The organism is Pacificibacter sp. AS14 (assembly GCF_038899935.1).
Lineage (GTDB): Bacteria > Pseudomonadota > Alphaproteobacteria > Rhodobacterales > Rhodobacteraceae > Celeribacter.
Genome location: NZ_JBBMQI010000020.1, coordinates 11,796 through 25,633, shown reverse-complemented (window position 1 = coordinate 25,633; position 13,838 = coordinate 11,796). Strand labels below are relative to the sequence as shown.

Here is a 13,838-nt window from a genome sequence, read left to right as displayed (position 1 = left end):
GGTGAATTGGGTCATTCACCGCAATGGTGAATACACATCTCCTGAAGACCTTAGGGCAGGAGCGATGTTCTTTTTGACATGATCCGCCGTATTGATTTTGCGGGTGGATCCCTTGATGCAGCGGTAGGTGCGATATGATCGAATTAGTAACTGACACTTTGATGGAACAGACCGTTGTTGCAGCTGGGTTTGCTATCAAAGACACCGTGGCTGGGCCTGAAGCGCTGGCATCGCCAAGTTATATGGCGCTTGAAAACCGCTCAATCGTGACGCCGCATGCTTTTATCAAGCGGATACATCCCGAAATGGCAGAGGGCATAAATCATGCCAGCGCGATGCAAACGGCAACACAAGCAGGGGCTATTGGCGTTGGGCCAAAGGTGCTGTGGAGTGATGTCGAGACAGGCTCTATTGCAATGGAGCGCTTGAGTGATGGTTGGATTGCAGCCCGTCAAAGTGACTTGAAATCTGACGCGATTGTGGGGGTTGCGCTTGGTGCAGTTAAGGCATTTCACGGCACAGACACATTGCCTGTTCGGTATGATGCGTTCGCGCGGATTGACGATTTGATCGCAGCACATGACACATATGGTGTGGCGTTGCCTGACGATATTATATGGCTGCGCCGGATGATTGGCTTGGCCCAAGATGCATTGGTTCAAGATGCAGTCTTGGTGACATGCCGCAATGATGGATCTGCGTCCAATTTGATGGAACAAACCATTGAGACAGTTTTGCGCGATGCCCCATTGTTTAAGGGCGGTGCTGATATGGTTTACGGCCCTGTTTCTGGCGGAATTTCAAATGAAAACTGGCGAGTGAAAGATACTAAAGGCACTGGGGACTGGTTCGTCAAGATCCCAGGAAACGGGACAGAAATGTTTGTCGACCGTGCCACGGCATTGGATGCATCGCAAAAGGCCGCTGGCGCAGGGCTCGGGTCACGAGTTTACGATGATCTTGCCTGTCGAGGGATCGAGATCAACGACTTTTTGCCAAACCGGCGTCCATCTGCCAACAGTGATTTTGCCAACCTTGATTTGTGCAAAGCGGCGGTTGGAGCGTATAAGACCTTGCATGGTTTGCCAGCATTGGAGCTGACAAAAACAGTGTTTGGCATGATAGATGAGCATCTGTGCCAAGTGCATGATCTGGGCGCGCCGATGTACAAAGACGCCGCATGGATTTTGCTGAATGCCGATTTGGCACGTGACGCGGTGCATGCATCTGGGCTAGATTTGCTGACATCGTTTAATGATCCGATGCCTGGTAACTTCACGATTGATAATGCGGGTACAGTTATGTTGATCGACTATGAATATGCCTCGATGAATGACCGGTGTTATGATCTGGGCATTTGGTTTGGTGAGATGTTTTTCAGTCGCGACCGTGAACTTGAATTGATCGAAGAATACTTTGGTGAAATGCGCGATGATATTGTGTCGCGAGTGACGGTCCACAAGGCAATGGCGGATGTGAAATGGTGTTTGTGGTCAATGGTGCAGCTTAAAATGTCGCGTCTGAATTTTGATTTTTATAAATACGGGATGTGGAAAAAAGTGCGCGCGCGCTCGATCATGGAACACCCAAAATGGGCGACACATTTGCGGAGGCTGTGATGGCTGCTTATGGAGCTACTGCGCAAGGCGAACGGTTTTCATTTCGATCTTTGGCGCATGTATTAGCTGTTGCGACACCTGAAAAGTCAGGGGATCAGCTTGCAGGGATCGCTGCACAAAGTGCTATTGAGAGGGTCGCTGCGCGACGTGTTTTAATGGACTTACCACTCAAAACTTTTTTGAGTGAAGTGGTGATCCCCTACGAAATCGATGATGTCACGCGGTTGATCATTGACAGTCACGACCACGTTGCCTTTGCGCCATTTTCATCCATGACTGTGGGCGATTTGCGCGATTGGTTGCTGTCGGATGCAGCAACATCCCAAAGCCTATCTGCGGCTAGTGCGGGATTTACACCTGAAATGATCGCGGCTGTGTCCAAGTTGATGCGTAACCAAGATTTGATCAGAGTGGCGCGCAGGGCAGAAGTTGTCACAGCTTTTCGCAGCACCGTAGGGCAAAAAGGCACGCTAACGACGCGACTGCAACCCAACCATCCCGCAGATGATCTTAAAGGCATTGCTGTCGGAGTGTTGGATGGGCTGTTGTTTGGCGCTGGGGATGCGGTGATCGGGATCAACCCTGCGTCTGATAATTTGAGTAATTGCGCCGATCTTTTGAAAATGTTGGATGATATCCGTGCGGGACTTGAAATTCCGACCCAAACTTGCGTGCTAACCCATGTCACCAATGCGCTTGATTTGCTTTCAACTGGAGCACCAGTGGATTTGATATTTCAATCGATTGCAGGAAGCCAAGGCGCGAATGACGGCTTTGGTGTGACATTGTCGATTTTGCAAGAGGCCTATGACGCAGGGCTGGCCGCCCGGCGCGGCACTGTTGGGCAAAACGTTATGTATTTCGAAACCGGGCAGGGGGCCGCCCTGTCTGCAGATGCGCATCACGGTGTTGACCAGCAAACGCTTGAGGCGCGCGCATATGCTGTGGCGCGGACTTATGACCCGATGATTGTGAATACAGTGGTTGGTTTTATCGGGCCTGAATATTTGTACGATAGTAAACAAATCATCCGTGCGGGTCTGGAAGATCACTTTTGCGGTAAACTTTTAGGCCTGCCGATGGGGGTGGATGTTTGCTATACTAATCACGTGCATGCAGACCAAGACGACATGGATACATTGGCAACTTTGCTGGTCAGCGCAGGGGTGAATTTCTTGATTTCAGTGCCCGGCGGTGATGATGCAATGCTTGGGTATCAAAGTCTCGCATTTGAAGATATCGCCTACCTGCGCGACATTTCAGGGATGCGCCCCGCGCCAGAATTTGAGGCATGGTTGGACAGATCAGGTTTGAGCAGCAAACAGGGGGCTGCCTTGTCAAATCCGTCAGAACTTTTGTTAAAAATGGGGTTTTAAAATATGGATAAGGCCTTAGAGAGCCGTTTAGCTGCTCTGCTTGCGATGACACCGTCACGGGTGCGATTGGATGCCAAAGCAGGCGTGCTGCCTTTGAAAAACCTACTGGCTTTTCAAGAAGACCATGCTGCTGCACGTGATGCCATTTATACGCCTTTGGACAGCGCAGCTTTGCAAGGCGCGCTGCAAGCTGAATTTGGGCTAACGGTTCACTGTCTGAGCAGCCGCGCTAAGGATCGCGCAGAGTATTTGAAACGGCCTGATCTGGGACGTGCTGTCGCGCAAGGGGCGCAGCTGGAGGCCTGCGCCGCGCCGCTTGCAATTGTTGTCGCGGATGGGCTGTCACCACTGGCTGCAATGAGCCATAGTCTGCCGCTTATCGGCGCTCTGCGCGACTGTATTCCTGCGATGCAAAAAGCGCCTGTGTATTTGGTTGAACAGGGGCGTGTTGCTATTGGTGATGCCATTGGGCAGGCCGTAGACGCACAAATGGTGCTGGTCCTCATTGGCGAGCGACCAGGATTAACGGTATCTGACAGTTTAGGGGCTTACCTGACATGGGCACCTAAAATTGGTACCCGCGATAGTGCGCGTAATTGTGTTTCCAATATTCATGCCAATGGTGGGCTGTCTTATAACGTAGCCGCGGCGCGCATTCGTTGGTTGATAGAAATGGCACAAAAACTGCAAACTACGGGTGTGGATCTCAAAGATAAAAGCCCCATGGCACCACAGTTGGCAGAAGGCTGAAGAAACAAAGTCACCTGTAAAATAGAGCACTCGCTGGGTTTGGGTGATTTATATACCTCGATATTTGAGTGTCGTATACAAAGGCAATTATTTATCGATTCGAGCTCCCGAAAGCAACAAATACTATACTTTGCCCCCCTGTTCGCAGGAGGTTTTTTGTTGTTCAGGGTGCCCTTTGGTCCCAAGGCTCAAGGCCAAAATGCTTGCCAGAGCGCCATGAAACGCCAATTGCGGCTGCATACGCTTGCCGTCCGTTGGCTTTGGCGTGACTGTGATTTTATCAATCAGCCCACGGATCTCATCACGGGCCTCAATAGCACTGTTTGGGTCGCCAAGCTCTGAAATAAGGGACTTGATGCGCTCATCACAGATGTCAGAAGATCAGACTTGCGATCTTAATAAAATCATGATTATCTCAATTTTGATACAATCTAAATGTTCGCCGTTTTTTTGTGCGACTTTAGCGGTAGAGCAATGTTCAGATGGGCGCACAGTGGACGATACCAAATTCAATTTTAAAGATATCGGCGCACGTCTCAAGGCGCATCGTCTTGGTCGAGGTCTTGCGCCAGAGGAGCTTGCTGTGAGGTTGAATATCTCGCGCGCTGCGCTTTACCGAGCGGAAAAGGGCGAGATTGCCAAAATCGACATGCTCTCGGCTATCGCCAATGAGCTTCATGTCTCACTTCCGAGTCTAATGGGTGTTGGGATTGAATATGTCGACAACGCTGTGGGCTTTTTTGAACGCATGCGTCAGGTCGAAGAGGATTGCGATCAGATTATTGGCCTGTTTAGTCCGATTTCCTATCTGGTGACGACTAAGCAGTATGATGTGATTCTCAAAGATGTCCTTTGTGAAGCTGTTCAGGGGGCTGAGGGTCAGGATGTTGATGCTATTTTGAATATATTGAAGCAAAGAAAGGAGCGTTTTGCCAAAAGGCGCCCGCTTTTGGCTTCGATTATTTCGGATGCTGATATCCGTAAGTTTCTTAAAGAGGGGCTAGAAGGCGCTGCCGAGTTGTCCGACGAAGTCCGCGAGCAGCGTCGAAAAATGGCCCTGTTTGAGGTGCGTCATATCGTTGAAATGTTGCGCGCACCTGACATTGGTGTGCAGATCGGTGTGGCGCGCGAGCCGATCCCGTCAACTTCGTTTCAAATTGTCCGGCAGGGCGGGCGTTCGGTTTTGACGATCAGTCCGTTCCGCCTTGGGCATAATCCAAATATCCGTGTCGGCGTCGGCCTTATCACCTCTGCGCCCGAGGCGCTTGATCTGCATCAAGGGATCGCCAACCGGCTTTGGTCGACATCTCTTAAGGGGCGTGAGGCAGCCGCCTATATCGAGGAATTGATCGCGCGCGAGAGGCTTTCGGGGGGCTAGGGTTGCCTAAATATTGATCAGTTTGGGCCGTTCTTTGAGTGATTTTAGAATCCGTCTCATTTTTTAGACTTTTCGTATTGACGGCACTGCGACTTTCAGGAGTTTATGTTTCCTATAAAGAAACTCAACAACGGGGAATGCTTCATGGCTCATTCTAAATCTCTTTTCTCTGCTGCCTTTTTGGCAGGTCTTACCTTCGCGGTCCCAACTTTTGCGCAAGATTACGTGGCGCGTATTGGCCATCTCGAAAGCGCGCAACAAAGCCGCCACATCTTTCTTGAAAAAGTTGCCGAACTTGTGTCTGAGCGCACAAATGGCGATGTGGAATTTCAACTTTTCCCGCAGGGTCAGCTTGGTGGGCAGCGTCAGATGAACGAAGGTGTTCAGCTTGGCACGCTTGAAGCCACTGTTGCACCGGCTGCGTTTTTGGGCGGATTTAACCCGCTCGTGTCTGTGCTGGATATCCCTTACCTGATCCCCGAAGACTCAGATGCGGCGGCGGCACTGCGCGACGGTCCGTTTGGCGAAGCGCTGCTTGACAGTTTTTCCGACAAAGGCATGGTGGCGATTGATCTGTGGCCCAATGGTAAAAAACAATTCACCTCGAACGAGCCGCTCGACACGCTTGCGGATTTTGCGGGTCAGAAATTCCGCGTGATGGACAGCTCGATCTTGATCGAACAGTTCAACGCTTTGGGCGCCTCTGCTATCGCGTTGCCGTTTGGCGAGCTTTACACATCGTTGCAAACTGGCGTTGTCGATGGGGAAGAAAACCCGCTCGATACCATCAAGGCGATGAAATTCTATGAAGTTCAAAAGAACATCGTGGTGTCTGACCACGGCGCAATGGAAGACGTGATCCTGTTCAACCCGATGTTTTGGGACAGCCTGCCTGACGATTACAAAACCATCGTGAAAGACGCGTTCGCTGAGGTGATCCCCGACTTAACCGCGCATAAAGCCGCCGCCGTTGAAGCTGCTCTTGCGACCATCGAAGAGTCCGGTTCGAATGTACGTGTCGCAGACTCAGATGAGCGCGCAAAATTCCGCGCTGTGATGTTCGGTCCAGCGTCTGAGGCCTATGTCAGCAAAACTGGTGACGCAGGCCAAAAACTGCTCGACATCTACATTGAAGCGCGCGACGCACTCTAAAAACTTTGAGACCCAGTGTCCCCTTCTGGGTCCTTATCGCTCTGCAGTTTTGGTTTTGGCCAAACTGCGGAGCCCCTTGTTTCAGATGACCGAAAGCCCATCCTATGAAAGCTCTGACAGCGCTCCGTGCGGTCGAAAGAACCGTTCTCATCGCCCTTTTCCTGGTCATGGTGTGCCTTTACACTGGCTCGGTCGTAACCCGCGAAATCGGCGGCACATTCGCAAGCCGCTTTGCATGGATCGAAGAGGCGGTACGCATCATGAATCTGTTCTTGGTGTTTTTAGCGCTGGGACTTGCGCTTGAGCGGGGCAAACATGTGGGTATCACCAATATGCGTGGAAAATTGCCCGCGCCTGTGTTGAGCGTTCTGTTGAAATTCATCGATCTCGTGGGTCTTGTCATGTGTTTTTATGTGGCTTGGCTGGCGCTTGATTTGGTGCAGTTTGTGCTCAAAACAGGCCAAAGATCCCCGACCCTTGGGGTGCCGATGGGCTATATTTATCTCGCGCCTGTGTGTGGTTTTTTGCTGTTGGGGCTGCGTTATGGCTTGAGCCTTGTCGGCGTCATTGATCGCTATCAGGAGGTCGCAGAATGATCCTTGCTCTTGTCCTTATTCTTGCGGTCGTTTTGCTGGTCGCTGGTTTTGAAATGCTGCTGGTATTGGGCCTTCCCGCGTTGGCCTACAAAGAAGCCTTTTACCCTCGATTGCCTGACGCGGCTGTCGTCCAAAAGATTGTTGGTGGCATCGACCACTCGACGCTTTTGGCAATCCCGTTCTTTATTTTCGCTGCCAATCTTATGGGATCTGGCCAGATCGCGCGTCAATTGATTGGCGTGGTCAAGGCGCTGGTGGGGCACACCAAAGGTGGCATGGGCCATGTTGTGGTTGGCGGCAGCATGGCTTTTGGTGCGGTTTCTGGCTCGGCACCTGCAACTGTCGCAGCGATGGGCCGCATGGTGTATCCTGAGCTACGCAAAGCAGGGTATTCGGATCGTTTTAGCCTAGGGCTTTTGGTGTCTTCTGCTGAAACTGCGCTGTTGATCCCGCCGTCCATCACGTTGATTGTCTATGGTTGGATCACGGGCACATCGATCGCCAAACTTTTTGCAGGTGGTCTTGCTGTTGGTTTGTTTCTTGGATTGGCGTTTTCGGTCTATGTGCGCATTCAGGCGGCACGAGACGGTGTGACGCATGATCCGCGGATGCCTTGGCCGGATCGGTTGCGCACCATGTGGGACGCCAAATGGGCGCTCGGCATGCCAGTGATCATTCTGGGCGGTATTTATTCAGGTATTATTACTCCGACAGAAGCCGCCGCTGTCAGCGTGGTCTATGCGATCTTGGTCGAGATGTTTGTGTTTCGCGCTTTGGATTTGAAAGGCCTTGCCAAGATCACCGAAGAGAGCGCCGTGAACACCTCGATCATCTTTGTGCTTTTGGCCATGGGCGGCTTGATCGCCTTCTTTGTCACACTGGCCCAAGTTCCCAATGAAATCATAGCGTTCTTGGATGCCTCTGGCGCGGGCAAGATCACCTTCCTGATCGTGGTGAATATCCTGTTCTTCATTGCCGGCATGTTTATCGATCCCAATTCGACGCTTTTGGTTTTGGTCCCGCCGCTTTACCCGGTGGCCATGAGCTTTGGCATCGACCCGGTGCATTTCGGGATGCTGGTGACGCTCAATGTCAGCCTTGGTATGATCACGCCGCCCTTTGGACTTGATATTTTCGTCGCCTCATCGACGCTGAATAAACCGGTCGAGGATATCATACGCGGCGTTTGGCCGTTTGTGCTGGTGAACCTCATCGTACTCTTGCTTGTCACGTATATCCCGCAAATCTCCCTCTTCATTCCCAAGCTGATCTACGGCTGATCGAAGGTAGACCTATGACCCATCTCCCAAACGTTATCTCTGTCCCTGTACCACAGGGGCTGCGGCCACGCTGTTGTGAAGCCACATGTCGCGTAGTCTCGAACACGCCTGTGAATGGCGAATATCGCTTGCTGACTTTGGAGGCCCCAACTGAAGTGCTCGACTGTCAGCCGGGGCAGTTCTTTCAACTGTTGTGCCCCGCGCCACTCGGCGAGCAGCCCTTCCTGCGCCGCCCGATGAGCATCTATGGGTATGACAAGGCGGCGGGGCGTTTGGAGTTTCTTTACAAGGTCACAGGCGCGGGCACACGGGGGCTTGCCACGCTTGACGCGGGCGATGCTTTTAATGTTCTGGGGCCTTTGGGACAGGGGTTCTCGATGCCTGATGCGTGGCAACACTTGATGCTGGTCGCGCGCGGAGTGGGGCTTGCCACGCTCGCGCCCTTGGCCCGCATGGCCCAAGAAAAGGGCCGCAAAATGACAGCGATCTGCTCGGCGCGCCGACCTGAATTGGCGATGTCCGTTGCGCTGTTTGAAAGCTATGGCGCCGAAGTCGTCGTTGTACATGACCAAGATGGAAGTTCCACACCCGAAGCTTTGCGTCCGTTTATCGAAGCGCGCATTGAGGCGGGGCAGGTGAATGCGTTTTACACCTGTGGATCATCGCGGCTTTTGCGTCTGTTGCAAGACCTCGGCGCGCGCCATGACATTCCCGGTGAAATTGCCATGGAACAACAAATGGCCTGCGGGCTTGGCATGTGTCAGGCCTGCGTGCGCAGTTTTCGCGTAGGTGAACGGGTCATTCAACGTCGCGTTTGCCGCGAGGGGCCTGTCTTTTCTATTTCGGAGGCCATGTGATGAAAGACCTGAACACTGTGGATTTGAGCGCTCGTATCGGCGCGCTCACTTTTAAAAATCCGATCATGCCCGCCTCTGGGACCTTCTCGGAGGACCTCGCGGATGTGTTTGATCTTGATGTGTTGGGCGCGCATGTTCTCAAGACCATCATGCGTGGCACCCGTGCGGGAAATCCGACGCCGCGAGTGTGCGATATGCCGTCTGGAATGTTGAACGCCATAGGTATTCCGTCCAAAGGCATCGACTATTTCCGTGATGAGATGTTGCCGTTTTGGGCGGGGTTCAAAGCCCCGCTTGTGGTGTCCATTTCGGCGCATTCCTATGATGAATTTGCCCGTCTGTGTGCAGAGGTCAGCCTTGAAGGGGTGGCCGCGATTGAGGCGAATATTTCCTGTCCAAACATTGAAGCCAACGGCAATGCTTTTGCCATGCGGCCAGACACGACCCATGAGGTTATCACCCGTTTGCGGGCTGAAACGAATCTGCCACTTTGGGCGAAACTCACGCCAAACACGGGCGAGCCAGCCGAGGTGGCACGCGCAGCAGAGGCGGCAGGTGCCGATGCGGTTGTTGTCGCCAACACGATGCTTGGCATGTCCATTGATATCGAAAACCGTCGCCCGCGACTTGGCAATGTGATGGGGGGGATGTCGGGGCCTGCGATCAAACCCATCGCCCTGCGCATGACCTATCAATGCGCCAATGCGGTGGATATTCCTGTCATTGGCTGCGGCGGTATTTCAACCCGTGACGATGTGCTCGAATTTCTTATGGCGGGGGCGCGAGCGGTGCAAATTGGCACTGCCACGTTCCAGTCGCCCACGGTTATGGCGTGTTTGATCACCGAGCTTGGCGACTGGATGACGGAGCATAGCATCCGATCGCTTGATGAGATCATCGGTGCGATTGAGGCTCCGCAAGTCGGGGTGTTTGAATGAAACATCACAGCACAGAACGTGCAAAAAACACTGAGCGCGCGAAAGACAGCGCATCGGACATGGCTGCGCAGATGTTCGAGGATATTCGCGTGCTGTCGCAAGATGAGGCGGGCGTGAGCCGTCCGGCATTTTCCGCCAAGGAAAGCGAAACGCTTGACTATCTCGCGGCGCGTGCCCGCGACGAAGGGCTTTGCGTCACGGAAGATGCGGGTAAGAACCTATGGTTTTGCTTGTCTGAACATCAGGCGGCCGAAAGTTATACGGTGATCGGTAGTCATGTGGATAGCGTTCCGATGGGGGGCAATTACGATGGGCTTGCGGGAGTGATTGCAGGCCTTATGGTTCTGATTGAAGCTTGCCGAGGCCGCCGCCAGTTGAATAAAGCGGTCAAAGTTCTGGCCATGCGCGGCGAAGAAAGTGCATGGTTCGGGGCCTGTTATTTGGGCTCGAAGATGTTGACAGGCAGTTTGCCTGAGGGCGAATTCAATGCCGCGCACAAAGGCGATGGACGCGCTTTAAATGCGCATTTGGCGGGGCTTGGCATCGACATCGCCCCGATCGCGGCACAAAGCCCGATCTTTGATCTGAGCGGGATCGACGCCTACCTTGAATTACACATCGAACAGGGGCCGCTTTTGGTCGAGCGCAATCTGCCTGCCGCCGTGGTGACGGGAATTCGCGGAAATTTCCGCTATCGTGACATTCATTGCATCGGTCAGGCGGGGCATTCGGGCGCGGTGCCGCGGGCCTATCGCCACGATCCCGTTCTGGCCTTTGCCGAATTGATGCACCGTTTGGACGGCACATGGCAGCACTTGTTGAACACGGGTCAAGACCTTGTTCTGACCTCTGGGGTTGTGGGCACGGACCCCAATCGCCATGCCATTGCGCGTATTCCCGATGAGATTGGTTTCTCGCTGGATGTGCGGTCTCAAGATGCCGACACGTTGGAGCAGATGCGTGAATATTTAACTGACGAGATGGATGACATCGCGCGCAGTCGTGGTGTGACCTTTGAGGTCGGTGCGCCAGTGGCGGTTGCCCCCGCTTTAATGGATCCGACACTGGTCGATGTACTCACGCAGGTGATGGATCAGGTGACAGGGGAAGGGTTTAAAATGGCATCTGGCGGAGGGCATGATGCGGCGATCTTTGCGCAGGCGGGCGTGCCATCGGGCATGATCTTTGTGCGCAACCGCAACGGATCGCACAATCCCGACGAAGCGATGGAGATTGCGGATTTTATGGTGGGTGTTGATATTCTTTCCACCTATATGGAGGCTGCATCATGAAGGAGCCTTTATCCATGTCTCTAAGCGCGCAGACCCGACGGGAGATCGCCCAGATCACCGCGCTTGCTTTGCTTGATATACATGCGGTGGAGGTGGCCAAAGATCGTCCATTTATCCTGTCATCTGGCGTGGCAAGCCCGGTCTATATCGATGTGCGCAAAGTGATCTCTTATCCGGCAGTGCGCGAGAAATTGATGGGGTTTGCGACGGATGTGATCGATGCCAATGTTGGGCGCGATCAGATTGATGCCATCGCAGGCGCGGAGACGGCGGGTATTCCGTTTGCTGCATGGATCGCCTTTGAAACCGGATTACCGATGCAATATGTGCGCAAGCGCGCGCAAGGTTTTGGGCCGCAGGCGCATATCGAAGGCGTTTGGGAACCCGGGCAGCGGGTGTTGCTGGTGGAAGATTTGACCACGGATGGGGCCTCTAAGTTAAGGTTCTGCCAAGCTTTACGCGCGGCGGGATTGGTGGTCAAAGATGTGTTCATGCTGTTCCAGTATGATATTTTCGCCGAGACAGGCGCGGCTATGGATCGCGCGGGCATTCGCCTGCATGAGCTTTGCACATGGGCGGATATTCTGGATGTCGCCGTCGCTCATAACCGTTTTACCAAGCAAGAGCGCGACATCATAGCCGCGTTTCTAAAAGACCCTTTGGGCTGGTCCACCGATCATGGTGGCGCGCGCAGCCTGACATTTTAACCTAAGGAGACACTCATGTTTACTTTTCTTCTCGATCTGTTGACAGAAAAAGGCCGTGGCATTCACGCCTATGCGGCCGTGGCCAAAGCCGCTTTTGAACGCGCTGTGTCCGAGCCCGAACATGCCGCAGCCTTTTACGTTCTCGCGACCAGTGCGGAAAATTTCGTAGATTTGCACGAACGCCAACCACTTTCCAGCAAGGCGCTTGGGCAAAATTTCGAAGCCTTTCGCGCCGATGTCGAAGCCTTTGAAGCGGCATCTACGGGCAGCGCCGAGCAACGCCTGTCCGTGTTGACCGAAGTCGTTACATCAAACGTGCAACGAACGCGCTAAGAGTGTGTTGACACATGCCGAGCGCTGAAATGTGCTCGGCGCGCGGCCTGTATCGAGCCAGTAACAAACGACAGGTTCCACGCAAGCTTATCCTGACGGCAAGTGGATGAGGCTGGCCACGCTGGGGCTAGGCTTTTAGTTAGCTAGGGCAGGCACCCTAGGGGCTTAAAGCAGACTCTAGCTGCGGTGATGTCCAATGTCTCCTAAGGGCCGTGAGCAACGGTGCCTCTAACGAACCCGGCGCGTGGTGTTCTGCGCCGCCGAAAGTCGGCTGTGAGTCCGCAATGCCCATTTTTTTCGTGCAAGACATGTCTGCAGTCCTTAAACATTTGTTCGAAACACAGCCTTACGGAAAGGCTTTTTTATCGCGAATGGAGCGTTAAATGAACTCGACTCTGAATATGCTCGCCTTAGCAATTAGTCTCTATGCAACGTCAGCTTTGGCGCAAACGACTGAACAGAAAACTAGATTTGATCAGCTTGTTGCGCTGTATGCGGATGCGGGCGTGGTGCAGGTACCGGAAATGGTTGATTGCACTTTGTCAGATGGCGAGCAGACGCTCTGTATCAGCATCACCACTGGTCCTGCCCCGTCAAACCATGTGACAGGGCCCTATTGTCCAAGCACCATCGAAAGCCCGCCCGAGGAGGGGGGGACGTGGTTCTTGAATGATGAAGTCGTCGTCGCTGACGGTGAATTCATCAGAGACCTTGCGATCCTTTTCAACGATGACGTTTGGCAAATGTATGATGTCGACACCGGGGATGTCATTCTTGTCGACGGTGAGTTGGGCTGCGCTGTCGCGGGAGATCCGAACAGTGCTTCGGACTATGTGAATTACTGCGTTGAGTGCGAGGTGAGCTATCTGGATGAAAACACCTCAGAAACCTATGTCATTCCGCTGATACCTGTTGCGTTTGAGGGTGAGGCTGCGCGCATTGGTCCGTCGCCAGGCGTGGGGTTAGCGTTTAATGGGGTAAAGCTGGATGCGCCCGCACCGCTGGAGTTGATCGAAGGCAACCACACTTTGGGTTTGATGGACGCATGTGTGGGCCACGTAAACCCTTATACCGGCTATCATTATCATGGGCTGATCGGGTGCGAACCGCAGGTTGAGGCTGCGGTCCCAGACCACGAACCACAGGTGGCTGTGGCAATGGATGGATACGATATTTATGCGGCGCTTGATGGATCATCAAAGGATTCTGATCTGGATTCGTGCAATGGACATTTCGTGTACGGACTGGGGTATCACTACCACACCGATGTTGCAGGAAATAACCAGTTTATTGGATGCTTTGCTGCGCAATACGGTTGTGCTTTGTCTGATTCGAGTGCGGTGTGTGATGCGTCGGTGGAGGAGCGTCGCAGTGGACCACCACCAAGCGACTGAGGGCGTTCTTTCGTGGCGTCAGTGATTCAAACTGATCTTGGGAAAGGCCACATTGTCCGGCCTTATGTATCAAACGCACCAATAACATGCCGTATAAAAACAAGGCTGTGAATCCATAATACGGCATGGAATACACGATATCCGGACTGATTAAAAAGCGCGGCGA

Annotated in this window: 13 protein-coding genes; all 13 read left to right on the top strand. The window is 53.2% G+C overall.

From position 1 onward, the window contains the following. The first annotated feature begins 134 nt into the window (after nt 1-134). Nucleotides 135-1,619, top strand: coding sequence for a phosphotransferase (locus WNY38_RS15550; protein ID WP_342858274.1), 1,485 nt, complete (start codon nt 135-137; stop codon nt 1,617-1,619). Beyond that, nucleotides 1,619-2,995, top strand: a complete 1,377-nt coding sequence (locus tag WNY38_RS15545) for an ethanolamine ammonia-lyase subunit EutB (protein ID WP_342858319.1) — start codon at nt 1,619-1,621, stop codon at nt 2,993-2,995. The genes WNY38_RS15550 and WNY38_RS15545 overlap by 1 nt, the downstream gene beginning before the upstream one ends. A 3-nt stretch (nt 2,996-2,998) precedes the next feature. Then, nucleotides 2,999-3,745, top strand: coding sequence for an ethanolamine ammonia-lyase subunit EutC (gene eutC, locus WNY38_RS15540; RefSeq protein WP_342858273.1), 747 nt, complete (start codon nt 2,999-3,001; stop codon nt 3,743-3,745). Nucleotides 3,746-4,238: 493 nt separating this feature from the next. Continuing rightward, complete coding sequence (locus tag WNY38_RS15535; RefSeq protein WP_342858272.1) at nt 4,239-5,123, top strand: helix-turn-helix transcriptional regulator; 885 nt, start codon at nt 4,239-4,241, stop codon at nt 5,121-5,123. A gap of 144 nt (nt 5,124-5,267) precedes the next feature. Beyond that, nucleotides 5,268-6,275 carry a TRAP transporter substrate-binding protein gene (locus tag WNY38_RS15530; RefSeq protein WP_342858271.1) on the top strand — a complete coding sequence of 336 codons (1,008 nt, stop codon included), beginning with the start codon at nt 5,268-5,270 and terminating at the stop codon, nt 6,273-6,275. A gap of 104 nt (nt 6,276-6,379) precedes the next feature. Beyond that, nucleotides 6,380-6,871: a TRAP transporter small permease subunit gene (locus WNY38_RS15525; protein ID WP_342858270.1), complete on the top strand. Its 492-nt coding sequence runs from the start codon at nt 6,380-6,382 to the stop codon at nt 6,869-6,871. Then, nucleotides 6,868-8,151: a TRAP transporter large permease gene (locus WNY38_RS15520; protein WP_342858269.1), complete on the top strand. Its 1,284-nt coding sequence runs from the start codon at nt 6,868-6,870 to the stop codon at nt 8,149-8,151. Before WNY38_RS15525 ends, WNY38_RS15520 begins: the two co-directional genes overlap by 4 nt. Before the next feature lie 14 nt (nt 8,152-8,165). Beyond that, the gene (locus WNY38_RS15515; RefSeq protein ID WP_342858268.1) at nt 8,166-9,008 is read left to right on the top strand and encodes a dihydroorotate dehydrogenase electron transfer subunit; all 843 of its coding nucleotides are present in this window, start codon (nt 8,166-8,168) and stop codon (nt 9,006-9,008) included. Next, nucleotides 9,008-9,946, top strand: coding sequence for a dihydroorotate dehydrogenase (locus WNY38_RS15510; protein ID WP_342858267.1), 939 nt, complete (start codon nt 9,008-9,010; stop codon nt 9,944-9,946). The genes WNY38_RS15515 and WNY38_RS15510 overlap by 1 nt, the downstream gene beginning before the upstream one ends. Then, entirely contained in the window at nt 9,943-11,238 is a 1,296-nt protein-coding gene (locus WNY38_RS15505; RefSeq protein ID WP_342858266.1) for a Zn-dependent hydrolase, read from the top strand. The genes WNY38_RS15510 and WNY38_RS15505 overlap by 4 nt, the downstream gene beginning before the upstream one ends. Next, complete coding sequence (locus WNY38_RS15500) at nt 11,235-11,945, top strand: orotate phosphoribosyltransferase (protein WP_342858265.1); 711 nt, start codon at nt 11,235-11,237, stop codon at nt 11,943-11,945. The genes WNY38_RS15505 and WNY38_RS15500 overlap by 4 nt, the downstream gene beginning before the upstream one ends. A 15-nt stretch (nt 11,946-11,960) precedes the next feature. After that, nucleotides 11,961-12,278: a hypothetical protein gene (locus WNY38_RS15495; RefSeq protein ID WP_342858264.1), complete on the top strand. Its 318-nt coding sequence runs from the start codon at nt 11,961-11,963 to the stop codon at nt 12,276-12,278. A gap of 383 nt (nt 12,279-12,661) precedes the next feature. Beyond that, the gene (locus WNY38_RS15490; RefSeq protein ID WP_342858263.1) at nt 12,662-13,672 is read left to right on the top strand and encodes a YHYH protein; all 1,011 of its coding nucleotides are present in this window, start codon (nt 12,662-12,664) and stop codon (nt 13,670-13,672) included. The last annotated feature ends 166 nt before the right edge of the window (nt 13,673-13,838 follow it).

What these genes read in the sequence shown, in the direction of transcription:
- WNY38_RS15550 (WP_342858274.1), top strand. Translation starts at nt 135, where the DNA reads ATGATCGAATTAGTAACTGACACTTTGATGGAACAGACCGTTGTTGCA.
- WNY38_RS15545 (WP_342858319.1), top strand. Translation starts at nt 1,619, where the DNA reads ATGGCTGCTTATGGAGCTACTGCGCAAGGCGAACGGTTTTCATTTCGA.
- eutC (WP_342858273.1), top strand. Translation starts at nt 2,999, where the DNA reads ATGGATAAGGCCTTAGAGAGCCGTTTAGCTGCTCTGCTTGCGATGACA.
- WNY38_RS15530 (WP_342858271.1), top strand. Translation starts at nt 5,268, where the DNA reads ATGGCTCATTCTAAATCTCTTTTCTCTGCTGCCTTTTTGGCAGGTCTT.
- WNY38_RS15525 (WP_342858270.1), top strand. Translation starts at nt 6,380, where the DNA reads ATGAAAGCTCTGACAGCGCTCCGTGCGGTCGAAAGAACCGTTCTCATC.
- WNY38_RS15520 (WP_342858269.1), top strand. Translation starts at nt 6,868, where the DNA reads ATGATCCTTGCTCTTGTCCTTATTCTTGCGGTCGTTTTGCTGGTCGCT.
- WNY38_RS15515 (WP_342858268.1), top strand. Translation starts at nt 8,166, where the DNA reads ATGACCCATCTCCCAAACGTTATCTCTGTCCCTGTACCACAGGGGCTG.
- WNY38_RS15510 (WP_342858267.1), top strand. Translation starts at nt 9,008, where the DNA reads ATGAAAGACCTGAACACTGTGGATTTGAGCGCTCGTATCGGCGCGCTC.
- WNY38_RS15505 (WP_342858266.1), top strand. Translation starts at nt 9,943, where the DNA reads ATGAAACATCACAGCACAGAACGTGCAAAAAACACTGAGCGCGCGAAA.
- WNY38_RS15500 (WP_342858265.1), top strand. Translation starts at nt 11,235, where the DNA reads ATGAAGGAGCCTTTATCCATGTCTCTAAGCGCGCAGACCCGACGGGAG.
- WNY38_RS15495 (WP_342858264.1), top strand. Translation starts at nt 11,961, where the DNA reads ATGTTTACTTTTCTTCTCGATCTGTTGACAGAAAAAGGCCGTGGCATT.
- WNY38_RS15490 (WP_342858263.1), top strand. Translation starts at nt 12,662, where the DNA reads ATGAACTCGACTCTGAATATGCTCGCCTTAGCAATTAGTCTCTATGCA.